Below are 25,111 nucleotides of genomic sequence, written 5' to 3'. Positions count from 1 at the left end.
CCATGCCAGTCGAGACGCCTCCCAGCGGGGCAGCGCAGCAACCGGGCGACGGTACGCCGCCGATCGGCACCGTCGCGGCCGCCGAGGTGCGCATCCGCCGTGCCCCCCGATACCCGATCTTCCTGATCCTGGGCGGTGGACTCGGGGCGATCGTCACCTTCGTGCTGACCGCGCTCTTCCCGGTGGACCCCGCCGTGGGATTCGGCGCGCTATTCGGCTACTTCGCCATCTACGGCGTTCCGGCGGGCGTGCTAGTCGGGGCCTTTGTCGCGATCGTGCTCGACCGGGTGTCGAGTCGCCGGTCGAAGAGCGTCGTCGTCGAGCACACGACCGTCGATGATGAGCCAGCCGAGGACGAGTCGGCCCCCGACCTCGCGCCCTGAAAACGCAGGAGATCCGGCACGAAAGACGCCTTCGTGCGGCCAAAGCTGCCGTTTGGCGGCGAATTTCCTGCGTTTTCGGCAAGCCCCGGGGGGATCCACGACTCGGATGCGACCCTCCCCGAGACCGTCGAGGTGGCGCAACACTCGGCCTCGGCGTCACTGAAGGAGGACGAACTCGACCCCGCCGGCCTCGAACGCGTTGAGTTGCCCACACTTGCCGCTATCGCGGGCTGGATAGCGGCGATTGCGTGCAACTCGCGTGGTCAGCTGAGCTGGGTGCGCTCCACCCAGTCGAGGTATTCGGGCGTAACCGTGCCGGTGACGTAGTCGCCCGTGAAGCAACTCATCTCGAGCGACGTCACATTCGACCCCTCGATGATCGCCGCCTGCATGTCGGTCACCTCCTGGTAGATGAGGTAGTCGGCGCCGAGCTCGGTCGCGATCTCCGGGATCTTGCGGCCGTGCGCCACAAGCTCTTGCCGCGACGGCATGTTGATGCCGTACACGTGTGGGAAACGCACGGGCGGTGCCGCGGAGGTGAAGGTGACCTTGTTCGCGCCGGCCTCGCGAGCCATCTGCACGATCTCCTTGGAGGTGGTGCCGCGCACGATCGAGTCGTCCACGATGAGGATGTTCTTGCCGCGGAACTCGGAACCCATCGCGTTGAGCTTCTGCTTCACCGACTTCTTGCGCTCGGCCTGGCCGGGCATGATGAAGGTCCGGCCCACGTAGCGGTTCTTGTAGAAGCCCTCGCGGTACTCCACTCCGAGCTTCTGTGCCACCTGCATGGCTGCGGGGCGGGCGGAGTCCGGGATCGGCATCACGACGTCAATGTCGCCCGTCGGCGTGTACTTCGCGATCGTGTCGGCGAGCCGGTTGCCGAGTCGCAGTCGCGCCTCGTACACCGAGATGCCGTTCATGATCGAGTCGGGGCGGGCGAGATAGACGTACTCGAACGAGCACGGCACGAGCCGCGGGTTCTTCGCGCACTGCCGGGAGATCATCTCGCCGTCGAGGGCGATGAAGATCGCCTCGCCGGGGGCGACATCCCGAACGAACTCGTAGCCGGCGCTCTCGAGCACGAGGGACTCGGATGCCACGATCCAGTCCTCCCCGACGAAGCCGCGGGGGCGCTTGCCCAGCACGAGGGGGCGGATGCCGAACGGGTCGCGGAACGCGAGCAGCCCGTAGCCGGGGATCATCGCGATGGTGGCGTACGAGCCCTCCACGCGCTCGTGCACCCGTTCGACGGCGGCGAAGATCTGGTCGGGGTCGAGGTCGAGCCCGGTCACCTGCTCCTGCAGCTCGTGGGCGAGCACGTTCACCAGCAGTTCGGTGTCCGAGCTCGTGTTGAGGTGCCGGCGGTCGATGTGGAAGAGCTCCTGGGTGAGCTCGCGCGTGTTGGTGAGGTTGCCGTTGTGCACGAGGACGATGCCGTACGGCGCGTTCACGTAGAACGGCTGGGCCTCCTCCTCGTTGGCGGCGCTGCCCTTGGTGGCGTATCGGCAATGGCCGAGGCCCATGTTGCCGGGGAGGGCGCGCATGTCACGGGTGCGGAACGCCTCGCGCACCTGGCCCTTGGCCTTCACCATGTGGAAGGTGCGACCCTCCGCGGTGGCGATGCCCGTGGAGTCCTGGCCGCGGTGCTGTAGAAGCAGGAGGCTGTCGTAAACCTGTTGGTTGGCGGGTTCCGAAGAAACGATGCCGACAATGCCGCACATTCGCGGTGAGTCTCCAGACCGTAGAGTTGGGGGTGATTTAGCCCAAGTCTTTCACGGTTCAGGAACGGAACACGAATGGCCAGCAAGTACGCCGAAGCGGGCGTTGACACGGCGGCCGGGGACCTGGCCGTCGAATTGATGAAGGCGGCGGTGTCGAAGACGCACGGCCCCCAGGTTCTGGGCGGCGTCGGCGGCTTCGCCGGGCTCTTCGACGTGTCGTTTCTCAAGTCGTTCGAGCGCCCTCTGCTCGCGACCTCCACCGACGGCGTTGGCACGAAGGTGGCCATCGCCCAGGCGATCGACAAGCACGACAGCATCGGGATCGACCTCGTCGGCATGGTCGTGGACGACATCGTCGTGGTGGGCGCGACGCCGCTCTTCATGACCGACTACATCGCGTGCGGCAAGGTCGTTCCGACCCGCATCGCCGACATCGTCGCCGGCATCGCGCGGGGCTGCGACGAGACCGGCACCGCCCTCATCGGCGGCGAGACGGCCGAGCATCCCGGGCTTCTCGGCCCGGACGACTACGACGTGGCGGGGGCCGCCGTCGGAGCGGTCGAGGCCGACCGCCTGCTCGGCGCCGACCTCGTGGCCGACGGCGACGTCGTCATCGCTCTCGGGTCATCCGGCCTGCACTCCAACGGCTACTCGCTCGTGCGGCACGTGCTCGCCGGCCGCAAGGTCACATACGCCGAACACTCGAACGAACTCGGCGGGCTGGTGGGGGAGGTCCTGCTCGAGCCGACCAGGCTGTACACGAAGCCTCTCCTCAAGCTTCTGGCCGACGAGAGTCTCGCCTCGAGCGTGCATGCCCTCAGCCACGTGACCGGAGGCGGGATCGCCGCCAACCTCGCGAGGGTGCTGCCCGTGGGCAGCTGGGTCGAGGTGGACCGCAGCGCGTGGTCGCCGCAGCCCGTGTTCCGCGTGCTCGCGGAGTGGGGCGGCATGGGCCTCACTGAGACCGAGGGAACCTGGAACCTGGGGATCGGCATGATCGCGGTCGTGCGGGCGGATGCCGCGGACGGCGTGATCACCAGGCTCGTGACGAGCGGCGTCCCGGCCTGGCTCGTCGGCAGCGTCACCGTGGGCGTGCGCGACCTGGCCGGCTTCGAGCAGGGCGCGAAGGGCGTGAACGGCGGGGCCGTTCGACTCGTCGGCGCCTATCCGGCATAGGCAGGGGCCGGCATAGGCAGGCGTCGGCGCCTATCCGGCACAGGCCGGGCTCGGCATAGGCGGGGCCCGGCATAGGCCGGGCTCGGCATATAAGTACCCGGCACAGCAGTTCCCGGCACAGCAGCCGCGCCCCGACCCGCTCGGGTCGAGCGAAGCGGCCTACGCGGTCTTGTTCTGGTCGGACTCGAACTCGTCTTCGGAGTAGTCGTCCGTGTAACCGCTGGCCGTGTTGAATTCCGGCCACTTCTCGAGGTCTTCTTCGAGGCGAGCGTCGACGGGAGCCCCGGTGACGGGGTGCGTGAGTTCGCGTTCGAGCGCGTTGTAGTTGGTGTCCGGGCTGAAGTATTTCAGCTCGCGGGCAACTTTGGTGTGCTTAGCTTTTTGACGGCCGCGCCCCATGGCTTGACCCCCTCACGATTCCTGCCCGAGCAAGCTCACAATTGCCTGGGATGACCAACAAGGAACTACGAAATCTAAAGGGCAACTTTAGCATGCGGGACCGCACCCCTTTGGCTCCGTTAGCACGTGCGGGAACGACGGCTAACGTTAACGCGTGACATCCTCTCCCACGCACCCTTCCGTAGTGGTGATTGGCGCGGGCCAGGCCGGACTTTCGGTCTCTTTCTACCTCCAGCGACTCGGTCTCGAACCGGGCACCGACTTCGTCGTGCTGGACCGCGGACCGTCCACGGGAGGAGCCTGGCAGTTGCGCTGGGACGCTCTGCGCATCGGCTCTGCACACCGCATCAACGACCTCCCGGGCATGGATGCCGTCGGCCTGAGCTTCGAGAACGCCGATCGCACGCTGCCGGCGAAGGACGTGGTCGCCGACTACTACCGGCAGTACGAGGAGCACTACAACCTGCAGGTGCGCCGCCCGGTCGACGTGAAGCGGGTCTTCAATCGGGGCACGGAACTCGTGGTCGGGTTCGGCCATGAGGAGCTCACGACCGAGATCGTCGTGAACGCCACGGGCACCTGGGGCTCCCCGTTCGTGCCGTGGTATCCGGGGCTCAACGACTTCCGGGGCAGGCACGTGCACACGACCGACTACCGTTCCGCCGCGCAGTTCGCCGGCCAGAGCGTGGTCGTGGTCGGCGGAGGCACGTCGGCGATCGGCTTCCTGCTCGAGCTGGAGAACGTGGCGTCCGAGCTCACCTGGGTCACCAGGCGCCGCATCGAGTATCTCGACGACGGGGAACTCAACATGGAGGACGGCAAGGCCGCCGTCGCGAAGCAGGACGAGGCCGCCCGCGCGGGCCGGGCGCTCCCGAGCATTGTCAGCGGCACCGGCATCCCGCGCACCAGAAGAATCCAGTCGGGCATCGACCGCGGGCTGCTCGTCGCTCGGCCGATGTTCTCCTCCATCGAGCCGGACGGCGTGCGCTGGGACGACGGTACATTCCGGAAGGCGGATGCGATCGTCTGGTCCACCGGTTTCCGCCCGGAGCTTCGCCACCTGTCGCCGCTCAAGCTGCGCGAGAAGGAGGGCGGGGTGTCCGTGGGCAACGGGTCGGCCTGGAAAGACCCGCGCATCTTCTTCGCCGGCTACGGCCCGCAGGCGAGCACGATCGGCGCGAACCGGGCTGGCCGGCAGATCGCGCGCCAGGTGATCGCGACCCTCTCGAACATCGGCTGACCCACCCTCCTCAGCCCGGCCCCCGCGTCAACACGCGTCAGCACACACCAACACGCATCAACACGCGTTTCTCCGGAGGTTTCGCGCCCACGTGCTCTATTCGGTCCCGAAACGGGCCGAATTGGGGGTTTCGGGCGGATACCTCCGGAGAAACGCAGTTCGAGATGGGCGGGCGACGGATGCGGCGACCGATGGACAGCCGCCCGCTGCACCCGCGCGATTGCTGGCGCGCGCCGACGCCATCCGCCCCCACCGAGGCGCACCAACACGCGTTTCTCCGGAGGTTTCGCGCCCACGTGCTCTATTCGGCCCCGAAACGGGCCGAATTGGGGGTTTCGGGCGGATACCTCCGGAGAAACGCGTGTTCGGAGAAACGCGTGTTCGGAGAACGGATACCTCCGGAGAAACGCGTGTTCGGAGAAACGCGGGCGCTCACCCGACGAGCACCCCGGCACCGGAGGCCGCGGTGACCTCGCCGCCGTGATTGAGGGCGATCGAGACATTCGCGTCACCGAGACGCAGGCCGGTCACCGACAGCGAGCCGGCGAGCGGGCGCGGCGACACCCCGATCGTGGCCGACTGGGCGTCCGGGTTGAGGCCGAGCACGCTGCCGAGCACCGAGACGGCGGCGGCCGTCGACCAGGCCTGCGGCCGGCAGGTGGCCGGGTACGGCACCGGTGACGCGAAGATCGAGGCCGCGTCTCCGGAGTGCAACTCGGGCATGCGATAGTCGAAACCGGATGCCGCGGCGAGCAGTCCGGAAACGAGCGTTCCCGCCTCGGTGACGAAGCCATCCCGGCTGTGGCTGTGGCTGTGGCTGAGGCTGAGGCTGAGGCTGTGGATGGCGATGGCCGTGTCGTGGGTCCATGCGCTGCCGCCGTGGCCCTTGACCTACTTGCGGATCGGGGCCGCAGCCGGGGTCGGCTTGGTGGCCAACGGGGCCGCAGCCGGGGTCGGGGTCTTGGCCAACGGGGCCGCAGGCGGGAGCGGCTTGCGCATCACCGGTCGACGGGGCTCACCGCGGCGGTCCTGGCCGGGAAGCGGTCGGTACGGTCGCCCGTAGAGCGCCTTCGACGAGTCGAGCAGCCACGGCACCAGGGCGATCGTCACGCCGTGGCAGAGCATGAGCTTCTGACGGATGCGGCGGGCCTTGTGATTATGCAGCAGGTTCTCCCACCAGTGGCCCACGATGTACAGGGGCGTGTAGACCGTGACGACCTCCGAGCCGTACTCGGCCCGCCGCGCCTTGATGTACTTGATCAGGGGCATGCTGATATCGCGGTACGGCGACGACACGATGCGCAACGGCACCTTGATGTTCATCTCGTCCCACTGCGTGGAGAGCAACTCCGATGCGGCGTCGTCGATGCTCACGTGGATCGCCTCGATGCTCTCGTGCCGCGCGGCGATCGCGTAGTCGAGCGCCTTCAGGGTGGGCTTCTGCATCTTGCCGACGAGCACGATCGCGTGGTCGCCCGTCGCGCCGAACGTCGTGGTCGGGTCGACCTCGATATCCCTCGCCACCTTGGCGTAGTACCGGTTGATGCGCAGCATCAGGTAGAACAGCACGGGCATGATCGCGAAGACGAGCCACGCGCCGTGGGTGAACTTGGTGATGGTCACGACGATGAGCACGATGCCGGTGAAGAGCGCGCCCGTCGCATTGATGGCCCGGCTGCGGTACACCTGGCCCCGATTGGCGCAGCCCTCGCGCAGCATCCGGGTCCAATGCACGACCATTCCGGTCTGGCCGAGGGTGAAGGAGACGAAGACGCCGATGATGTACAGCTGGATGAGCTGGGTGAGGTTGGCGCGGTAGATGAGCAGCAGCAGGATGGCGGCGCCGCTCAGCACGAGAACTCCGTTGGAGTAGACGAGCCGGTCGCCGCGGGTCTGCAGGGACTTGGGGGCGTACGAGTCGCGGGCGAGCACCGAGCCGAGCAGGGGGAAACCGTTGAAGGCCGTGTTGGCGGCGAGCAGGAGCACCAGGGCCGTCGTGCCCTGCACAACGTAGAACATGAAATAGCCGGCGCCCGGGAACACCGCTGCGGCGATCTGAGAGATCACGCTCGCCTGAGGGGCGGTTGCGCAGTCCTTGAAACCCTGCAGGTCGCAGGCGGTCTCGGCGTAGTGCACACGGCTGATCAGCGCGAGAGTCATGATGCCGATGAAGAGCACGATCGCGATGGAGCCCATGAGCACGAGCGTGCGCTGCGCGTTCTTGATCTTGGGGCGGCGGAACGCCTGCACGCCGTTGGCGACGGCCTCGACGCCGGTGAGCGCACTACAGCCGCTCGCGAAGGCTCGCAGCAGCAGCAGGATGAAGGCGATCTGGGTGAGGCTCTCCGGCGACTTCACGGTGAAGGCGGAGGACGCGGCGAGGGGAGTGTCGCCGAGCGCCGTGCGCACGAGCCCGGTCACGATCATGACCCCGACGCTCGCGATGAAGAGGTAGGTGGGCAGCGCGAAGGCCTTGCTCGACTCGGCAACACCGCGCAGATTGATCGCGGCGAGCAGGATGACGAAGCCGACGGCGATCTCCACCCGCCAGGTGTTGAGCACGGGGAACGCCGAGATGATGTTGTCCACGCCGGATGCCACGGACACGGTAACGGTGAGGATGTAGTCCACGAGAAGTGCCGAGGCCACCACGAGGCCGGCCTTCTCCCCGAGGTTGCGGTGCGCCACCTCGTAGTCCCCACCGCCCGATGGGTAGGCCTTGATGAGCTGGCGGTAGGACGCCACGACCACGATGAGGAGCAGCACGACGGCGGCGGCCACCCAGGGGGCGAAGCTCAGGAAGGCGAGCCCGCCGAGGGTAAGAATGAGGAGGAGCTCCTGCGGCGCATAGGCCACGGAGGAAAGGGCGTCGCTGGCAAAAATGGGCAGCGCCAAATGTTTCGGGAGGAGCTGGCCTTCGAGTTTCTCAGACGCCAGCGGTTCGCCGATCAGCCACCTTTTCGGCGACCGAACTTCGCTAGTCACGAGGAGCGAGACTACACCCGTTACCTGCGCTGTCAATAATTCGTTAGGACCGAGGCCGCGATCCCCGGGATCACGGGCCACGGCGGCTCCGGGGCCGTAAGGATTCCGTGAGGATCCTCACGGCCCGCCGTCCGTGTTTAGCTCGCCCGGAGTGCCGCTCGCACGTCGGCGAGCCGCTCCTTGAGCAGCGCGACCGTCTCCGCCGGGATCTCGCCGTCGGCGGCGAGACGCCGAAGGTCGACGCGCACCTGATGGCGAAACTCGTTGAGCACCATGTCGGCCTCGTGCAGTTGCGTGCTCGTGGTGGACCGCTGGGTGTCCACGCGCACGGTGCGTCCGAAGTCCCTCGCATCATCCCTCGCCTCGCGTGCCGCGGCGGCGAGATCGGCCCGCAGGGTCTTCATCGCGCCGTTCACAGAGGCCCGAACCTCGTCGGCGAGGCGGCGCACCGAGTCGGTCACGTCGCTCTCGATCCCGTCGAGCTCGCCCTGTCGCGCCTCGAGTTCGGCGCGGCCGGCAGCCGTGATCTCGTAGACGGTCTTTCGGCCATCGCTCGATTTGGTGACGAGTCCCTCGTCCTCGAGCTTTGCCAGTCGCGGGTAGATGGTGCCGGCGCTCGGCACGTAGGTGCCTCCGAACCGGTCGCCGAGGGCCTGGATGAGTTCGTAGCCGTGCATGGGCTGCGTCGCGAGGATGCTTAGCAGGTACAGCCTCAGGTGCCCGTGAGCGAAGACCGGGGGAGTCATGCCGTCACCGCGTGCAGCACCGAGACGTCGCCGCTCACGGTGTTGGCCTTGAAGTCGAGCCAGCTCTTCTCCAGCACGCCGTACTTGCCGGTGTAGCTTCCCCGCACCCCGGTGATGGACGCGTCGTCGAGCTGCAGCTTGCCGCTCACCGTGTTGATCCTGTACTGCGCGGCCACGCCGGCTTCGAGCCGCGTGGTCACGTCCCCGCTCACCGAGTTGATGCGCACCTCATCCGGGGTCCCGGCGATGTCGAGGAAGACGTTGCCCGACACCCCGTCGCAGGTGAAGCGCACGATCTCGCCCGTCGCCGTGACATCGCCGCTCACGGTGTGCGCGGCGATCTTGCCCGAGTGGTTGCGCACCGCCAGCTCGCCGCTCACGGCATTGAGCTCGAGATCGCCGCGGTGGTTGTCGACCACGACCTCGCCAGAGATCGTGCTGATGCGCGCATCGGCGGTGAGGCCGCTGATGAGGGCGCTCGCCGAGACGACGCCGAACTTGAGCGCGGCATCCCGGGGAACCATGATGCTCACGTCCGCGCTCGCGGAGCCCCTGAACGACTTGAACACGTCGATGAAGTTGTCCCAGCTGAGCTGCGGGTGGTCGATTTCGAGGGTGTCTCCATCGATAGAGACCTTGAGCGACTTGCCGTGCACCGAGTGCACCTCCACCCGGGCTCCTGGTTCGTCGTGGCCGACGATGTTCACCTGCCCGGCGATGAGGGCAACCTTGAGATTGCGCACCAGTTCGATGTCGATGACCTTCTCGCCGTCGACGAGCCATTTTTCCAGAGCCATTGTCGTGCCTTTCGTTGGCGGATGCCGAGCATCCGAATCGAGATATATCGCGTGTGCGTAAACTCACGATATATCGCGTCTTGCCGGAGCGCAAGCCCCTCCTGCTCGTGGGGGGACGTCGCGCCCGCCGCGCAGGTATCCCGTGCCGCCTCGCGTCCCGTCCCGCCTCGCTTGTGCGGCTCGTCCCGCCTCGCGGAGGGGAAACCGCCTCGCGGAGGGGAAACCGCCTTTTCGACGGCTTCGACCACACGCGGTACAAGGTCGAGGTTGAGGAGCGCTGGGGCACGGAGGCGTACGCGAGCGGTGACCGCTGGTGGCGCTCGCTCACGGCGGCCGAAAAGGCGCAATTCCGCGAGGAGCGGAAAGACGGTCCAGGCGGACTACGCGGCGGCCCTCGCGGCCGGCGCGAGCGTCGAGAGCGAGGAGGTGCTGGCGATCACGCAGCGCCACTACGACTGGCTGGTCGCCGGCTGGCAGGGCAGGCGCCCGACGGCGGAGCAGCTCGTGGGGATGGGCGACATGTACATCGCGGACGAGCGCTTCGGCGCGAATTACGGTGGTGTCGAGGGCGCGACCTTCGTGCGCGACGCGATGGCGGCGTTCGCCGAGCGCAACCTGTAGGAGGCGCCCAGCGGCTCAGGACTGCGCGGGGCCGGTGACGCGGAGGTGGACATCCGTGTCGCCGGCCCCTCCGGCACTCCGCCGCCGGTCAATAGCGGTCCAGCGTGGGCACCTGGCGGTAGCCGTCGCGGCGCACGACCTCGACGGTGGCGACGGATGCCCAGAGCGCCAGGGCGGCCAGTGAGACGAGGGCGATCACGACGGTTCTCCAATCTGAACAGGGGTGGGAGCGGCCGCGGCGACGGACGCGGTGGGCACCCGCAGCAGCGGGATCGTCACGTTGACCATCGGGCCGATCAGGAGGGCGAAGGCCACGGTGCCGATGCCGACGTTGCCGCCGAGCAGCCAGCCGATCCCGAGCACCACGACCTCGATCGAGGTGCGGACGATCCAGATGCGCCAGCCCCAGCGCCGGTTGATTCCGGTCATGAGGCCGTCGCGGGGGCCCGGCCCGAACCGTGCGCCGATGTAGAGCCCCGTCGCCACGGCGAGCAGCGCGAGCCCGCCCGCGAAGAGCAGCACCTGCTGCGACAGCACGTGCTGGGCGGGGAGAACGGCGAGCCCGACCTCGGCGCTCGGCCCGATCAGGAGCACGTTGAGCAGCGTGCCGATGCCCGGCCTCTGCCGGATCGGGATCCACAGCAGCAGCACGACGAGCCCGATGATGTTGGTGACCCAGCCGAAAGCGATTCCGGTCTGCAGCGAGACGCCCTGCGAGAGCACGTCCCACGGCGACACCCCGATTCCGGCGCGCACCATCATGGCGATCGCGAACCCGTAGAGGACGAGGCCGACCAGGAGCTGGGTGATCCGACGCGCGAGGAGGAGTGCAGAGAGCATGCTTGTATCCAATTACTCGATTGGCCTTCTGGCAAGATGCCAATCATCGTAGAGTGGCCTTATGTCTTCGATCTCGGCCCGTGCATTGGCCTCCGTGCTGAGTGGATGGCGGGAAGCCACCGCCGCCCCGGCCTACAGCGCGCTCGCCGGCCGCGTCCGGCTTCTCATCCTCGACGGACGCATACCCCTCGGCACGCGCATCCCTGCCGAGCGGGATCTCGCCGCGCAACTCGGGGTCAGCCGCACCACGGTCAGCGCCGCCTATGCCGAGTTGAGGGACGCCGGCTACCTCGACAGCGTGCGCGGGTCCGGCAGCGTCGCGCGACTGCCCGCCCGTGCCCCGGTGTCGATCGAGAACGTGCACTCCGGCTACCTCGACTTCAGCAAGGCCTCACTGCCGGCCATCCCGCAGCTCGCGGAGGCGGCCAGACGGGCGGCGGACGCCCTGCCCGCGTACCTCGGCGACTCCGGGTTCGACCCGATCGGCCTGCCCGTGCTGCGGGCGGCCATCGCCGACCGATATACGGCGCGCGGCCTGCCGACCGAGCCGGAGCAGATCATGGTGACGATCGGCGCCCAGCACGCGATCGCGCTGCTCGCCAGGACGCTGCTCGGGCGCGGCGACAGCGCCCTCGTCGAGTCACCCAGCTACCCCCACGCCTACGAGGCCCTCCGCCTCACCGGCGCGCGTCTCGTTCCCGTGAGCGTCACGACCGACGACGGGTGGGACGAGCCTGCCATCGAGCAGGCCCTCCAGCGCGCGAGCCCGGCGATGGGCTACGTCATGCCCGACTTCCACAACCCGACCGGGCGCACGATGTCGCCCGAGCTTCGCGAGCGGATGCTCGCCATCGCCGCGAAGCAGGGCACGACGATCGTCGCCGACGAGACAACGGCGGAACTCGCGATCGACGAGGCGGCCGCGCCGCTCCCGCTCGCCGCCTTCGGGCCGGCGGTGCTCATCGGCTCGGTCGGCAAGACGGTCTGGGGCGGGGTGCGCATCGGCTGGATCCGAGCCGAACGCCAGCTCATCCAGAAGCTCACCCGGGCGCGCAGCGCAGGAGACCTCGGCACCCCGTTTCTCGAACAGTTGCTCGTGACCGACCTGCTCGACGACTTCCCGTCAGTGCTCGACACGCGACGGGCTCAGCTGCGGCGGGGGAGGGACCACCTGGAGTCCGAGCTGCGCCGGGCCTTCCCCGAGTGGCGGGTGCCGCACGTCGCGGGCGGGATGACGGCGTGGATCAATCTCGGAGCGCCGGTGAGTTCCCAGCTCACCCTCGCCGCGCGCAACGAGGGGCTGCTGCTCGCCGCCGGGCCTCGTTTCGGCATCGACGGCGCATTCGAGCGATTCCTGCGCATCCCGTTCGGGCATCCGACCGACGAGATCGACCGAGCGGTCTCCGCCCTCGAAACGGCCTGGGGTTCGCTCGCCCGCGGGCCGATGCTCGACTCGAGCTACCTCGCCGAGGTCGTCTAGCGCAACTACTCCCGCGAGAGTATGCGCACGGGCGTCGGGCACTGAGATAATTTCGAGGGAGGCACGGCATCAGCGCGCCTTCTTCGGCGCCAGTCGCGGCGTCACACCGCAGCGTCCAGGGAGAACCGCGTGCACCTCTTGTCCGTCTTCAGCTTGCGCAACCGGGCGCTCATCGCCCTGGTCACGGTAGTCGTCGCAATCTTCGGCGGGCTCGCGCTGACCTCGCTCAAGCAGGAGCTCATCCCGTCGCTCACCCTTCCGTCCGTGTATATCGTCACGTCCTATCCGGGCGCCTCGCCCGACGTGGTGAATACCGACGTGAGCACCCCGATCGAGAGCGCCCTCCAGGGCCTGGAGAACCTGGACTCCACCACGGCCACCTCCAACACCGCCGCCTCGACCGTCACGGCGTCGTTCGCCTTCGGAACCAACATCGCCACGTCGGAGCAGAAGGTGCAGCTCGCCCTCGATCGGATCAAGTCGATCCTGCCCTCCAGCGTCACGCCCCAGGTGATCACCTTCAGCCTGAGCGACTTCCCGGTGATCCAGCTCGCCGTCACGAGCGACATGGACCAGAACACACTCGCCTCGAAGCTCTCGGCACTCACGGTGACGGACCTCAAGCAGCTCGACGGGGTGAGCGATGTCAGCCTCCTCGGCGCGGCGTCCCAGCGCGTGGCCATCACCCCGGATGCCGACAGGCTCGCCGCAGACGGCCTCAGCATCCAGTCCATCAAGGCCGCGCTCGCCGCCAACGGCACCCTGCTTGCGAGCGGATCCATCACCGAGAACGACAAGACGCTCACCGTGCAGTCCGGGTCGCGCATCACCACGACCGACGAGATCGCGGCGCTGCCGTTGCTCGGTGCCCGCGCGGCCGTCGCCCCCACAATCGCGGATGTCGCCACCGTCGCCATCGTGAACGACCCCACCACCGGTTTCTCGAGCGTCAAGGGCAAGCCGGCCGTCACCCTCAACGTCACGAAATCCGCCGCAGGCAACACGGTGACCGTGTCGAACCTGGTGCGCAGCAACATCCCGACCCTCGAGAAGCAGCTCGGCAGCAACACGAAGTTCGTCGTCGTCGCCGACCAGGCGCCCTCCATCACCCAGTCGATCGACAGCCTCGCGCAGGAGGGGCTGCTCGGCCTCGTCTTCGCGGTGGTCATCATCCTCGTCTTCCTGTTCTCCATCAGGTCGACCCTCGTCACCGCCATTTCGATTCCCGTATCGGTGCTCATCACCTTCATCGGCATGCAGGCCTCCGGCTACACGCTGAACGTCATCACGCTCGCGGCCCTCACGATCGCCATCGGGCGGGTGGTCGACGACTCCATCGTCGTGATCGAGAACATCAAGCGCCACATCGGGCTCGGCGAGGAGAAGCTCCCGGCAATCCTCACGGCCGTGCGGGAGGTCGCGACCGCGGTGACCGCCTCGACCATCACGACCGTCGCCGTGTTCCTGCCGATCGCGCTCGTCGGCGGAATCACGGGGGAGCTGTTCCGCCCGTTCGCCCTCACCGTGACGATGGCTCTCGGCGCCTCGCTGTTCGTGGCGCTCACCATCGTCCCCGTGCTCGCCTACTGGTTCCTCGGCAACAAGAAGACCTCGCACAAGCACGCCGGCGGCCCCGCGGCCGCCACGGCTACCGCCGCGACGGACGAACTCGAACACGCGACCCGGCTTCAGCGTGCCTACCTCCCCGTGATCCGCTGGACGCTCAAGTTCCCGGCGATCGTGCTCGTCGGCGCCCTCCTCGTGCTCGTGGGCAGCGGATTCCTCGCCACCAGCCTCAAGACCAACTTCATCGGCAACAGCGGCCAGAACACGCTCACCGTGACCCAGACCCTGCCGCTCGGCACCAGCCTCGACGCGCAGGTTGCCGCATCGAAGAAGGTCGAGACGGTGCTGCAGGATGTGAAGGGCGTCAAGACCGTGCTGCTCACGATCGGATCGGGCGGCAGCTCCCTCCGCGCCGCTTTCGCCGGGGGCGGGTCGAGCACCTTCTCGCTGACGACCGACCCGAACGCCGACCAGGCGAAGCTGCAGGCCGCGGTCACGGCCGAGCTGAAGAAGATCAAGGGAGAGGGCGTGCTCGCGGTCGCCACCGCCCAGGGCGGGTTCGGCTCGTCGGACATCCAGGTGAACATCACGGCGGGAAGCGACGCCGACCTGCGCACGGCGTCGAACGCCACCCTGGCGAAGGTCGAGAAGCTCGGCGTCGTGTCGCGTGCCTCGAGTAACCTCTCGGCATCCCTGCCATACATCGCCGTGCAGATCGACCGCGCGAAGGCGGCGGCCGCCGGCCTCACCGACGTGCAGGTCGGGGGAATCGTCACCCAGGCGATGAACCCGAGCGCCACGGGCAGCGTCGTCATCGACGGAAAGACGCTCTCGATCTACGTGAAGAACTCCAGCGCGCCGACCACGACGGCTGAGCTGACGGCGTTCTCGATCCCCACGGCGAGGGGCATCGTTCCGCTCTCCGACCTCGCGACGATCGCGACGGTGAACGGTCCGTCGAGCATCACCACGAACAAGGGGCTGCGCAGCGCGACCCTCACGGTCACGCCGGCCACCGACAACACGGGCAGCGCATCGGCCACCGTTTCGGCGGCCGTCGCCACGGTGACGCTGCCCGCGAGCGCGACGGCCACGCTCGGCGGAGTGACGTCCCAGCAGAGCGACTCGTTCCGCCAGCTCGGACTCGCCCTGCTCGCGGCGATCCTCATCGTCTACGTCGTCATGGTCGCGACGTTCAAGAGCCTGCGCCAGCCGCTACTGCTGCTCGTGTCTGTGCCGTTCGCAGCGACCGGGGCGATCGCGCTGCAGGTCGTCTCCGGCATCCCGCTCGGCGTGGCGTCGCTCATCGGCGTGCTCATGCTCATCGGGATCGTCGTGACGAACGCCATCGTGCTCGTCGACCTCATCAACCAGTACCGAACGCGCGGCATGAAGGTGGGCGACGCGATCATCCACGGTGCCTCCCGGCGACTGCGTCCGATCCTCATGACGGCGCTCGCGACCATCTTCGCGCTGCTTCCCCTCGGCATCGGGCTCACCGGTCACGGCGGATTCATCTCGCAGCCCCTCGCCATCGTCGTGATCGGCGGCCTCGTGTCGTCGACCCTGCTGACTCTGGTGGTGCTGCCGGTGCTCTACTACCTCGTCGAGGGTGCGAAGGAGCGACGCACCGATCGGCGTGCGGCGAAGGAGACGGAGGTTCAGGAGCCTGCTGCGGAGGTTGGCTAGGATCGCGGGATGGCCACCCCCGACTTCGTCCTCGCCCTTCGCGAGAAGATCGGACATGCGCCGCTCTGGCTCTCCGGCGTGACCGCGGTCGTCATTCGCGGTCGTCATTCGCGCCACGAGGTGCTCCTCGTGCGTCGAGCCGACACGGGAGCATGGACTCCGGTCACCGGGATCATCGACCCAGGGGAGGAGCCGGCGGTGGCCGCCGAGCGCGAGGTGCTCGAGGAGGCGGACATCGTCTCCCAGGTGGATGTGCTCGCCTGGGTGAAGGTGCTTCCGCCGATCCGCTACCCCAACGGTGACGAATCGCAGTACCTCGACCTTGTATTCCGCTGCGGTTATATCTCGGGCGAGCCCTACCCGGCCGACGGCGAGAACACCGCCGCCGCGTGGTTCGCGCTCGACGCGCTGCCGGACATGTCGGCGGAGATGATGGACCGCATCCGCGTCGCGGTGGAGGCGAACGGGTCGACGCGTTTCGAGCGCTGAGCCCAGCTCAGCCGAGCCTCTTCTCCATGCACACGCTGAAGTCGTCGCCGACATACTGGCCGAAGGCGGGGATTCGGCGGAAGCCGTGCTTCTCGTAGAGTGCGATCGCCTCGGGCTGCAGTGGCCCGGTCTCGAGTTGGAGAGTGGCTATCGAGTGACCAAGCGCGATCTCTTCGAGCGCCGCGAGGATGCCGCTCGCGATGCCGCGACCACGGGCATCCGACCGCACGAACATGCGCTTGAGCTCGGCCGATCCGTCGCCGCGCTCGACGAGGGCGCCGACCCCGACCGCATCCTCGCCCGAGCGGGCCACGACTACTGCGACCCCGGGCGCGGTCAGCTCGCTCACGTCGAGCAGGTAGCAGCTCTCGGCCGGATAGAGGGAGAAGGCGAACTCGTCGCTCAGGCGGAGGAGTTCGGCTACGCCGGGCGCGATCGCCGGCTCGATGGAGATACTCATGATCACCAAGCCTGACTCATCCGTCGAGCTTCGCGTGCAGGAAGGTCGCGATGCGCGATCGCATGTCCCGGTTGAGCATCGCGATCGAGTGCAGGGTGCCCTTCACCGTGACGAACGTGGTGTCGACGCCATGGGCGCGCAGCGCGCGCACCATGGCCTTCGACTGGGCGAGAGGGATGCGCTCGTCGAGGGAGTGCCCGATGAAGAAGGGCGGGTCGCTGTCGTCCACCTGGTAGAGGGGCGATGCAGCTTCGGCTTGCGGGCAGTCGGCGAGTCTCGCGCAGCCCAGGTACTCGAGTTCGAGCTGCTGGAACTCCGGCGCGACATGGCCGAGTTTCGCCCCCGCGGCGGTGAGGTCGATCGGACCACTCAGTTCGGCGACCGCCGCGACGCGGGACCCCGTCGTCCAGCCGCCGACGCCTCCCGCGCCGAGCAGGGCCGTGAGGTTGCCGCCGGCTGAACCCCCGAACGCGCCGATCCGGTGCGGGTCGATGTCGTCGCGCTTGACGGTCTTCGGATCCCGCATGAAGCGCACGGCGGACCGCACGTCGTCAATCGCGCTGGGGAACGGGAACTGGGGGGCGAGCCGGTAGTCGACGGAGAAGACGACGAATCCCTCGGAGGCGAGCCACTGGCACACGCTCCGCCAGTTGATGTTGGCCTTGTCTCCGGCCCGCCAGCTGCCGCCGTGAATGGACAGGATCGCCGCCCGCGACGGGTCCCTCTTCGACGGTAGGCAGACATCCAATTGCCGGGGCGCGCCGACCGAGGGGGAGTAGTCGATGTTCTCCTGAACGCGGATGTGCGGGTACGTCTTCACCTGCGGGTAGACCGGTTGCGCGGCCGGTGTCACCCGCACGGAGTCCGTTCCGGTGGGGCTGAAGGCGGCGAGGGCGAGTACTACCACGACGGCCGCCGCGAGCACCGTGCACACTCGCGAGCGCGGCGCCGCACGGAAAACGCGATTCATGATTCCGGCCAATCTAGTGCGGATTTTCAGGTCATCCGGTAATGTAGACAGGTCGGCTCTAGACATCGTGAAATCTTGCGAATGGGTTTGTAAGTCTTTCGGGCCGGTTTCCCCACCTTTAACTACTCCTTTTTGGTGCGGGGAAAATCACGTATGTGAACGGTCCTGGCCAAAGACTGCCCGGGTTCCTGCAGAAGCGCTGCTTGTTGGTTGCGCGCTGCCATGCAACTTAATACAACCCGGAAAGAACCATGCCAAATTTCGATAAGAAGTCCGACTCTGGCCGTCCAGCCAAGAAGTACAACTCCACCGGAGCCTCCAAGCCCGGCAGCCGCAGCGAGGGCCACCGAGGCTTCCACGCCGACGCCGCCCCGGCGAAGAAGCGCTGGAACGCGGATGAGCGTGCCTCGCGCACCGGCGACCGTCCGGCCTCGAACGACCGCCGTCCCAACTGGACGCCGACCAACGACCGTCCGGCCTCGAACGACCGTCCGTCGTACGGCGACCGGCCGCAGCGTACCGAGCGCCCGTCGTATGGCGCGCGCACCGAGCGTCCGTCGTACAACGACCGCCCGGCTCGCACGGACCGTCCCGCCTATAACGACCGTCCTGCTCGCACGGAGCGTCCGTCGTACGGCGACCGCCCGCAGCGCACCGAGCGCCCGTCCTATGGCGACCGCCCGGCTCGCACGGAGCGTCCGTCGTACGGTGACCGCCCTGCTCGCACGTCGAGCGAGCGTCCGTCGTACAACGAGCGTCCGGCTCACACGGAGCGCCCGTCGTACAACGACCGCCCGGCTCGCACGGAGCGTCCGTCGTACAACGAGCGTCCTGCCCGCACGGAGCGTCCCTCGTACAACGACCGTCCTGCTCGCACGTCGAGCGAGCGCCCGTCGTACAACGACCGCCCGGCTCGCACGGAGCGCCCGTCGTACGGTGACCGCCCTGCTCGCACGTCGAGCGAGCGTCCGTCGTACAACGAGCGTCCGGCTCGCACGGAGCGTCCCTCGTACAACGACCGTCCTGCTCGCACGGACCGTCCGACCTACAGCGACCGCCCGCAGCGTTCAGACGACCGCGCGCCCCGTCGTGAGAGCGACTACTACCCGGCCAAGCGTGAGTTCGGAAACGACGCGCAGCGCACCGGCCACTCAGCCGGATTCCAGCCGCACGAAGACGTCGTGCTCGAGCGCCTCGAAGCCAAGGTGATCACGGCCGGCGACGCCAGCGGCAAGACCTGGGCCGACCTCGGCATCGGCGACAACATGACCCGCCAGCTCATCGCCATGGGCGCCGAGACGCCGTTCCCGATCCAGGCGGCCACCATCCCCGACGTTCTCGCCGGCAAGGATGTTCTCGGCCGTGGCAAGACCGGCTCCGGCAAGACCATCGCCTTCGGCGCACCGCTTGTCGAGCGCCTCATGGAGAACATGGGCGGCGCCGGACGCAAGCCGGGCCGCAAGCCCCGCGCGCTCATCCTCGCCCCCACGCGCGAACTCGCCATGCAGATCGACCGCACCGTGCAGCCCATCGCGCGCAGCGTCGGCCTGTTCACCACGACGATCGTCGGTGGCGTGCCGCAGTTCAAGCAGGTCTCCACGCTGCAGCGCGGTGTCGACATCGTCATCGCGACCCCCGGTCGCGTCGAGGACCTCATCGAGCAGGGCCGTCTCGACCTGAGCGAGGTTTTCGTGACCGTGCTCGACGAGGCCGACCACATGTGCGACCTCGGCTTCCTCGAGCCCGTGCAGCGCATCCTCGAGTCCACGAAGAAGGGCGGCCAGAAGCTGCTCTTCTCCGCCACCCTCGACAAGGGCGTCGCCACGCTTGTCAAGCAGTTCCTCAAAGACCCCTCGGTCCACGAGGTTGCCGGCGAAGACCAGGCATCATCCACGATCGACCACAAGGTGCTGCTCATCGAGCAGCGCGACAAGACCCGCATCATCGAGGAGCTCGCCGGCGGCGAGGGCAAGACGCTGATCTTCGCCCGCACCCGTGCGTTCGCCGAGCAGCTCGCCGACCAGCTCGAGGATGCCGGAATCCCGGCCACTTCGTTGCACGGCGACCTCAACCAGTCCCGTCGCACACGTAACCTCCAGCTGCTCACCAGCGGCCGGGTCAACGTGCTCGTGGCCACGGATGTCGCGGCCCGCGGCATCCACGTGGATGACATCAGCCTGGTGATCCAGGCCGACGCACCCGACGAGTACAAGACGTACCTGCACCGCTCGGGCCGCACCGGCCGCGCGGGCAAGGTCGGAACCGTCGTGACCCTCATCTCCAAGGCGCGTCGTCGTCGCATGGACGAGCTTCTCGGCCGCGCCGAGATCAAGGCGTCCGTGGAGATCGCGGCGCCCGGTGACCGCGTCATCGGAGAGCTCGCCGCCCTGTAGACAGCAGCACGCTCGCACGAAGGGCGCTCATCCCCGCGGATGGGCGCCCTTCGTCGTTCCGCGCGGTCCCGCCCTCTCCCAACCCTGCTAGCCGCGTTTCTCCGGAGGTTTCGCCGCTGCGCTGGTCACCGGGGCCGATTTGGGGCCGAATCCGGGGCATCCTCCGGAGAAACGCGGGTGGAGGAGGACGGCGGATTGGCCCGTAAAGTTGGACGGATGCTGATCCGACCGTTTGCCGAACCAGACACCGACGCCGTCGTGGCACTGTGGGAGTGCTGCGGGCTCGTGCGGCCGTGGAACGACCCGCGCGCCGACATCGCGCGCAAGCTCACCGAACAGCCGGAGCTGTTCCTCGTCGGCGAGACGGGCGAGACGGGCGAGACGAGCGGCGAGACGCGCGGGATCGTGGCGACGGCGATGGCCGGGTTCGACGGTCACCGCGGCTGGGTGCACTACCTTGCGGTCGACCCGTTGCGGCAGCGTCAGGGTCTCGGTCGCGCCATCATGGCCGAGGTCGAGCGCCTGCTTGTGGAGCGCGGATGCCCGAAGCTCAACCTGCAGGTGAGGTCAGACAACCTGAAGGTGCTCGGTTTCTACCGCGGCCTCGGCTACGGGGAAGACCAGGTGCTCAGCCTCGGCAAGCGCCTCATCCTCGACGAGGGCTGACCGCCACGACCGCCCGAACCCGCGCTTCTCCGGAGGTTTCGCCGCAGTGCCACTCGCTGGGGCCCATTTGGGGCCGAAACGGGCCGAATTCGCGAAAAGCTCCGGAGAAACGCGAGAGATACGCGAGAGAAACGCGAATCGGGACGCGAATCGGGACGCGTCGGCCGGCCGCATTGAGAAGCGCGAGCGCACAGTTGCATCCGGATCTCCTGTTGGACAGGTGATCGGCCCGAGCGCAGCCTAGAGGCATGGACTACACACACCTCGGCCGCAGCGGCCTGAAAGTCTCCAGACTCTGCCTCGGAACGATGAACTTCGGTCCGCAGACCTCGGAGCCCGACTCGTTCTCGATCATGGATTCGGCGCACGAGTACGGAATCAACTTCTTCGACACGGCGAACGTCTACGGCGGCGCCCTCGGCACGGGCATCACCGAAACGATCCTCGGCAACTGGTTCGAGCAGGGTGGGGGGCGGCGCGAGCGAACCGTGCTCGCCACGAAGCTCTACGGGGACATGACGCCGTGGCCCAACGAAGGCAAGCTCTCGGCGCTCAACATCCGGCGCGCGCTCGATGCGAGCCTCACCCGCCTGAAGACCGACTACATCGACCTCTACCAATTCCACCACGTGGACCGCGAGACCCCCTGGGACGAAATCTGGCAGGCGATGGAGACGGCCGTCGCGCAGGGCAAGATCCTCTACGCGGGAAGCAGCAACTTCGCCGGTTGGCACATCGCCACGGCCCAGGCGGAGGCCCGGCGCCGCAATTTCATGGGCCTCGTGAGCGAGCAGTCCATCTACAACCTGCTCACCCGGGACATCGAGCTCGAGGTGATTCCCTCCGCGGTCGGAAACGGCCTCGGCGTCATCCCCTGGTCGCCACTGAACGGGGGGCTCCTCGGCGGCGTGCTGCGCAAGGAGCGCGATGGGAAGCGCCGACTCGAGGGGCGTGCACTCGAGACCCTCGCGACGCACCGCGACGCGATCGAGCAGTACGAAGACTTCGCGGCGGAGCTCGGACACGAGCCGGGCGACATCGGCCTCGCCTGGCTGCTGCACCAGCCGGCGGTGACGGCTCCGATCATCGGACCCCGTACACAGGGCCAACTGGATGCCGCAGTGCGCGCCCTCGACGTGACGCTCGACGCCGCAGCGCTTGCCCGCCTCGACGAGATCTTCCCGGGTCGAAAGACGGCCCCGGAAGACTACGCCTGGTAACCCGACAGAGAGAAGAGAACAGAAAACATGAAGACCCGCACAATTGGTGACGTCGAGGTCAGCGCTATCGGCCTCGGCGGCATGCCCATGTCGATCGAAGGGCGTCCGGATGAGGCCCGATCAATCGCCACCATCCACGCCGCCCTCGACCTCGGCGTCACGCTGTTCGACACCGCGGACGCGTACCACCTGACCGCGACGGATGTCGGACACAACGAGTCCCTGATCGCCAAGGCGATCGCCTCGTGGGGTGGTGACACCTCGAACGTGCTCGTCGCAACCAAGGGCGGCCACCTGCGCCCGGGCGACGGCTCGTGGACGGTGGATGGACGTCCGGAGTACCTCAAGCGCGCGGCCGAGGCGTCGCTCGCCCGCCTCGGCGGAGACGCGATCGGGCTCTACCAGTTCCACCGCCCGGACCCGGAGGTTCCGTACGAGGATTCGGTCGGCGCGATCCGCGACCTGCTCGACGCCGGAACCATCCGGATGGCCGGGATCTCGAACGCGAACCCGAACCAGATCCGGCTCGCCCAGAAGATCCTCGGCGGCCGGCTCGTGTCGGTGCAGAACCAGTTCTCGCCCGCCTACCGCAGCAGCGAGCCAGAGCTCGAACTGTGCGACGAGCTCGGGATCGCCTTCCTGCCCTGGAGCCCCCTCGGGGGGATCAGGTCGGCCGGCGCCCTCGGCGACCGTTTCGCGGCCTTCGGCCGGGTGGCGGCGGACCGCGGGCTCACCCCGCAGGTCGTCTGTCTCGCGTGGGAACTCGCCAAGTCGCCCCGCGTGATCCCGATCCCCGGTGCGTCGCGGCCGGAGAGCATCTCCAACTCGGTTCAGGCGGCCGAGGTCACGCTCTCCACCGAGGAACTGTCGATGCTCGACGACGCCTGAATGGGACTCTCGAAGAGCTGATCGAGGAACGCGGTGGCGGCCGGGCTGGGCTCGTTCGCCACCGCGACCGCGACGGTCCACTCCGGCATGTCGTCGGGCAGCGCCACCGACCGCAGCGAGTCCGGGCGCTTCGCCGCGAAACTCGCGGGCACGATCGCCACTCCGAGGTTGTACTCGACCAGGTCGAGAAGAGGATGCACGTCATTCACCTCCATCGAGGCGCGGAAGTCGAATCCCGCGGCCGCGAAGGCCCGACGCGACAGCACCTGCGCACCCCAGCCCTGCTGGAAGCCGATCATCGGCTCCCGATGCAGCGACTCGATGTCTACCTCGGCGGCGCCGGCGAACGGGTGTTCGGGGTGGCAGAGAACCACGAGCTTCTGCGAGCTCATCCGCCGCAGCCGCACGCCCTGGGGCACCGGGCCGGTCGCCACGACGAGGGCGACGTCGGTGAGGCCGCTCGCCACATTCTCGAGGTGTTCGACGGACCCGTCGTAGCGCAGCCGCACCTCGACGCCGGGGTTCGCGACCCGGAAACGCCCGAGTTCAGCCGGCAGATCGATCGCGCCGAGACAGGGCTCCGCGCCCACGGTCAATCGCCCACGAACGAGTCCCCGCACCGCGGCTACCGCGTTCTGGGCTGCCGCCGCGCTCGCGAGGGTGCGAATCGAATCCGCGAGAAGCGCCTGGCCGGCGGCAGTGAGTTCCACGCGACGGGTGCTCCTGACGAAGAGCGACGTGCCCAACTCCGTCTCGAGGGCGCGGATCGACGCGGACAGCCCGGACTGGGAGATCTGCAGCAGTTCTGCCGCGCGGGTGAAGTGCCGCTCGTCGGCGACGGTCACGAAGTGTTCGAGTTGGCGAAGTTCCATTCATCGATTCTAGTCATCGGTGTCAACAAGCCGAGAAGCCGAGCAGCTAAGCCAGGGCGAGCAGCGCGGCCGCGACGAGAGCCACGGCGAGGCCGATCCACTGCACCACCGCGATCCGTTCCTTGAGCACGATGGCGGCGAGGATGATCGTGCCGGCCGGCGCGAGCGCGTTGAGAACGGAGACCACCGAGAGGTCGCCGGCTCGCAGGGCGAGCAGGAAGAGCAGCGCGGCCGCGGCATCCGTGATGCCACAGAGAACCGCGAAGAGAAGGACAGCGCCCCGCGCGCGCTCGGCGGGCAGGCGACGCCGCGCGGCGCCCGCCAGCAGGATCGTCCCCATCACGAGGCCGGTGACTGCGAAGCAGACGACGAGGGGAGCCGGCCCACTGTCGGCCGGTGACAGGTCGATCACCACCAGGTATGCGCCGATTGCCAGGCCCGACCCGATCGCCATCAGGATGCCGCGCGCGCTCGGCCGCACTGCACCTGCGCCCGGAACAAGGCAGATCAGGATGATCGCCACGAGCCCCACGACGAGACCGGCATTGCCCGCCGGGCTGAGCCTCTCCCCACGCGCGAAGCCGATGGTGATGGGCACGACGGCGGCGACGAGCGCCAGGATAGGGGAGAGGATGCTCATCGGTCCGATGGCGAGACACGCGTAGAGCAGCACGAGCGCCGCGGCGCCCGCGATCCCGGTGAGCACTCCGGTGATCAGGGCCTCCTGACTCCACTTCGTCGGCAGGAGCAGGGACCCGACAGCCAGGGCGAGGAATCCCACCACGGAGTTGATCGCGGTCACCCGCACCGCGCTCACCCGGCGGGCCGCCATCCCGCCGAAGAAGTCGCTCGCGCCGTAGATGATGGACCCGGCGAGTCCGAGCAGAACGCTCAACATGCACTGCCTCCCTTCGATTCCGGCCGCGCTGCAACCACTGTGCCAGCAAGCTCCGACGCGCGCCTCATGCGCGGGCGAGCATCGCCGCCGCCACGAGCCCCAGAACAAGCCATACGAACTGCACGGGCGCGATGCGCTCCTTCATACGACGGCGGCGAGGATGATCGTGCCGGCCGGATAGAGCGCCGTGAGCACCGACTGCACGGTCAGGTCACCGAGCCGCGGCCCGAGCAGCAGCAGGGCGTTGGCGGTGGCAGCCACCTCGGCGGCCAGCCAGGTGAGGAAGCGCGACTCGCAGACCGTCGGCATCCCGGCCCGCCTCTTCGTCAGCCACTCGAGCACCGTGCCATACTCCGTGCGGGTGGACGGCCACGGCGTGGTGCCGACTGGCGAGGTCACCATTCTCGACGGTCGAATGGTCATCGCGACGATCACCCTCACGGCGGCCGACGATGGACGCACCACGGTGACGCTGCCGGCGTTCGCCAGGGGCATCCACCTTGTGACGGCGAAGTTCGGTGGCAACGACCAGCTCACGCCGTGAACCTCGAGGCCCGCACCGATCATTGCGTACTAGCGACGGTGCGCACCAGCGCCGGCGACCGCCGACAA

General features: G+C 68.0%; 24 protein-coding genes. 12 read left to right on the top strand and 12 right to left on the bottom strand.

The window, feature by feature from the left end; genetic code table 11:
- Window positions 1–2 precede the first annotated feature (2 nt).
- The gene (locus VIM54_RS13695) at window positions 3–383 is read left to right on the top strand and encodes a hypothetical protein (RefSeq protein ID WP_331902136.1); all 381 of its coding nucleotides are present in this window, start codon (window positions 3–5) and stop codon (window positions 381–383) included.
- A 263-nt stretch (window positions 384–646) separates the two neighbouring features.
- On the opposite strand, the gene purF is transcribed toward VIM54_RS13695, so the two are convergent.
- A complete protein-coding gene (gene purF, locus VIM54_RS13690) occupies window positions 647–2,104 on the bottom strand; it encodes an amidophosphoribosyltransferase (protein ID WP_331902134.1) in 1,458 nt (485 codons plus the stop codon).
- A gap of 75 nt (window positions 2,105–2,179) precedes the next feature.
- On the opposite strand from purF, the gene purM reads away from it, so the two are divergent.
- Entirely contained in the window at window positions 2,180–3,280 is a 1,101-nt protein-coding gene (purM, locus tag VIM54_RS13685) for a phosphoribosylformylglycinamidine cyclo-ligase (protein WP_331902133.1), read from the top strand.
- A 159-nt stretch (window positions 3,281–3,439) separates the two neighbouring features.
- Here purM and VIM54_RS13680 read toward each other — a convergent pair whose 3' ends face one another.
- Window positions 3,440–3,679 carry a DUF3073 domain-containing protein gene (locus tag VIM54_RS13680; protein WP_331902131.1) on the bottom strand — a complete coding sequence of 80 codons (240 nt, stop codon included), beginning with the start codon at window positions 3,677–3,679 and terminating at the stop codon, window positions 3,440–3,442.
- Between the two features lie 184 nt (window positions 3,680–3,863).
- On the opposite strand from VIM54_RS13680, the gene VIM54_RS13675 reads away from it, so the two are divergent.
- Entirely contained in the window at window positions 3,864–4,919 is a 1,056-nt protein-coding gene (locus VIM54_RS13675; protein ID WP_331902129.1) for an NAD(P)-binding domain-containing protein, read from the top strand.
- Window positions 4,920–5,351: 432 nt separating this feature from the next.
- Here the strand turns inward: VIM54_RS13675 and VIM54_RS13670 are convergent, their stop codons facing one another.
- From VIM54_RS13670 to VIM54_RS13655, 4 genes are all read right to left on the bottom strand, one after another.
- Window positions 5,352–5,642, bottom strand: coding sequence for a hypothetical protein (locus VIM54_RS13670; protein WP_331902127.1), 291 nt, complete (start codon window positions 5,640–5,642; stop codon window positions 5,352–5,354).
- A gap of 168 nt (window positions 5,643–5,810) precedes the next feature.
- Entirely contained in the window at window positions 5,811–7,871 is a 2,061-nt protein-coding gene (locus VIM54_RS13665; RefSeq protein WP_331902187.1) for an APC family permease, read from the bottom strand.
- A gap of 170 nt (window positions 7,872–8,041) precedes the next feature.
- Window positions 8,042–8,650 (bottom strand): PadR family transcriptional regulator, encoded by a 609-nt coding sequence (locus VIM54_RS13660; protein WP_331902126.1) that lies wholly within the window; start codon window positions 8,648–8,650, stop codon window positions 8,042–8,044.
- Window positions 8,647–9,447: a DUF4097 family beta strand repeat-containing protein gene (locus VIM54_RS13655; RefSeq protein ID WP_331902125.1), complete on the bottom strand. Its 801-nt coding sequence runs from the start codon at window positions 9,445–9,447 to the stop codon at window positions 8,647–8,649. The genes VIM54_RS13660 and VIM54_RS13655 overlap by 4 nt, the downstream gene beginning before the upstream one ends.
- A 303-nt stretch (window positions 9,448–9,750) precedes the next feature.
- On the opposite strand from VIM54_RS13655, the gene VIM54_RS13650 reads away from it, so the two are divergent.
- Entirely contained in the window at window positions 9,751–10,068 is a 318-nt protein-coding gene (locus VIM54_RS13650) for a TipAS antibiotic-recognition domain-containing protein (protein WP_331902123.1), read from the top strand.
- Window positions 10,069–10,263: 195 nt separating this feature from the next.
- Here VIM54_RS13650 and VIM54_RS13645 read toward each other — a convergent pair whose 3' ends face one another.
- Complete coding sequence (locus VIM54_RS13645) at window positions 10,264–10,908, bottom strand: hypothetical protein (protein WP_331902121.1); 645 nt, start codon at window positions 10,906–10,908, stop codon at window positions 10,264–10,266.
- 61 nt (window positions 10,909–10,969) lie between these two features.
- Here VIM54_RS13645 and VIM54_RS13640 point away from each other — a divergent pair, with 61 nt between their 5' ends.
- From VIM54_RS13640 to VIM54_RS13630, 3 genes are all read left to right on the top strand, one after another.
- Window positions 10,970–12,388, top strand: coding sequence for a PLP-dependent aminotransferase family protein (locus VIM54_RS13640; RefSeq protein WP_331902119.1), 1,419 nt, complete (start codon window positions 10,970–10,972; stop codon window positions 12,386–12,388).
- Between the two features lie 129 nt (window positions 12,389–12,517).
- Entirely contained in the window at window positions 12,518–15,643 is a 3,126-nt protein-coding gene (locus VIM54_RS13635) for an efflux RND transporter permease subunit (protein WP_331902117.1), read from the top strand.
- 9 nt (window positions 15,644–15,652) lie between these two features.
- On the top strand, window positions 15,653–16,132 hold the full coding sequence (locus tag VIM54_RS13630; protein WP_331902115.1) for an NUDIX domain-containing protein: 480 nt from the start codon (window positions 15,653–15,655) through the stop codon (window positions 16,130–16,132).
- A 7-nt stretch (window positions 16,133–16,139) separates the two neighbouring features.
- Here VIM54_RS13630 and VIM54_RS13625 read toward each other — a convergent pair whose 3' ends face one another.
- Both VIM54_RS13625 and VIM54_RS13620 read right to left on the bottom strand, forming a co-directional pair.
- Window positions 16,140–16,592 (bottom strand): GNAT family N-acetyltransferase, encoded by a 453-nt coding sequence (locus VIM54_RS13625; RefSeq protein ID WP_331902113.1) that lies wholly within the window; start codon window positions 16,590–16,592, stop codon window positions 16,140–16,142.
- 16 nt (window positions 16,593–16,608) lie between these two features.
- Window positions 16,609–17,562 (bottom strand): alpha/beta hydrolase, encoded by a 954-nt coding sequence (locus tag VIM54_RS13620; RefSeq protein ID WP_331902111.1) that lies wholly within the window; start codon window positions 17,560–17,562, stop codon window positions 16,609–16,611.
- 251 nt (window positions 17,563–17,813) lie between these two features.
- Here VIM54_RS13620 and VIM54_RS13615 point away from each other — a divergent pair, with 251 nt between their 5' ends.
- The 4 genes from VIM54_RS13615 (at window position 17,814) to VIM54_RS13600 (ending at window position 22,729) form a co-directional block, all read left to right on the top strand.
- Window positions 17,814–19,955, top strand: coding sequence for a DEAD/DEAH box helicase (locus tag VIM54_RS13615; RefSeq protein WP_331902109.1), 2,142 nt, complete (start codon window positions 17,814–17,816; stop codon window positions 19,953–19,955).
- A 216-nt stretch (window positions 19,956–20,171) separates the two neighbouring features.
- Complete coding sequence (locus VIM54_RS13610) at window positions 20,172–20,621, top strand: GNAT family acetyltransferase (RefSeq protein ID WP_331902107.1); 450 nt, start codon at window positions 20,172–20,174, stop codon at window positions 20,619–20,621.
- A gap of 248 nt (window positions 20,622–20,869) precedes the next feature.
- The gene (locus VIM54_RS13605; RefSeq protein WP_331902105.1) at window positions 20,870–21,841 is read left to right on the top strand and encodes an aldo/keto reductase; all 972 of its coding nucleotides are present in this window, start codon (window positions 20,870–20,872) and stop codon (window positions 21,839–21,841) included.
- 27 nt (window positions 21,842–21,868) lie between these two features.
- A complete protein-coding gene (locus VIM54_RS13600; protein ID WP_331902104.1) occupies window positions 21,869–22,729 on the top strand; it encodes an aldo/keto reductase in 861 nt (286 codons plus the stop codon).
- On the opposite strand, the gene VIM54_RS13595 is transcribed toward VIM54_RS13600, so the two are convergent.
- From VIM54_RS13595 to VIM54_RS13585, 3 genes are all read right to left on the bottom strand, one after another.
- Entirely contained in the window at window positions 22,672–23,601 is a 930-nt protein-coding gene (locus VIM54_RS13595; protein WP_331902103.1) for a LysR family transcriptional regulator, read from the bottom strand. The genes VIM54_RS13600 and VIM54_RS13595 overlap by 58 nt on opposite strands.
- 46 nt (window positions 23,602–23,647) lie before the next feature.
- Window positions 23,648–24,499, bottom strand: a complete 852-nt coding sequence (locus VIM54_RS13590; protein ID WP_331902101.1) for a DMT family transporter — start codon at window positions 24,497–24,499, stop codon at window positions 23,648–23,650.
- 141 nt (window positions 24,500–24,640) lie between these two features.
- Window positions 24,641–24,841 (bottom strand): hypothetical protein, encoded by a 201-nt coding sequence (locus VIM54_RS13585; RefSeq protein ID WP_331902099.1) that lies wholly within the window; start codon window positions 24,839–24,841, stop codon window positions 24,641–24,643.
- 1 nt (window position 24,842) lies between these two features.
- Between VIM54_RS13585 and VIM54_RS13580 the strand changes: the two genes are divergently transcribed.
- Window positions 24,843–25,043 (top strand): Ig-like domain-containing protein, encoded by a 201-nt coding sequence (locus tag VIM54_RS13580; RefSeq protein ID WP_331902098.1) that lies wholly within the window; start codon window positions 24,843–24,845, stop codon window positions 25,041–25,043.
- Window positions 25,044–25,111: the final 68 nt, after the last annotated feature.

This window comes from Lacisediminihabitans sp. (genome assembly GCF_036569425.1).
GTDB lineage: Bacteria > Actinomycetota > Actinomycetes > Actinomycetales > Microbacteriaceae > Lacisediminihabitans.
The sequence above is the reverse complement of the archived record's forward strand: the minus strand, read 5'-3'. Positions and strand labels throughout refer to the sequence as shown.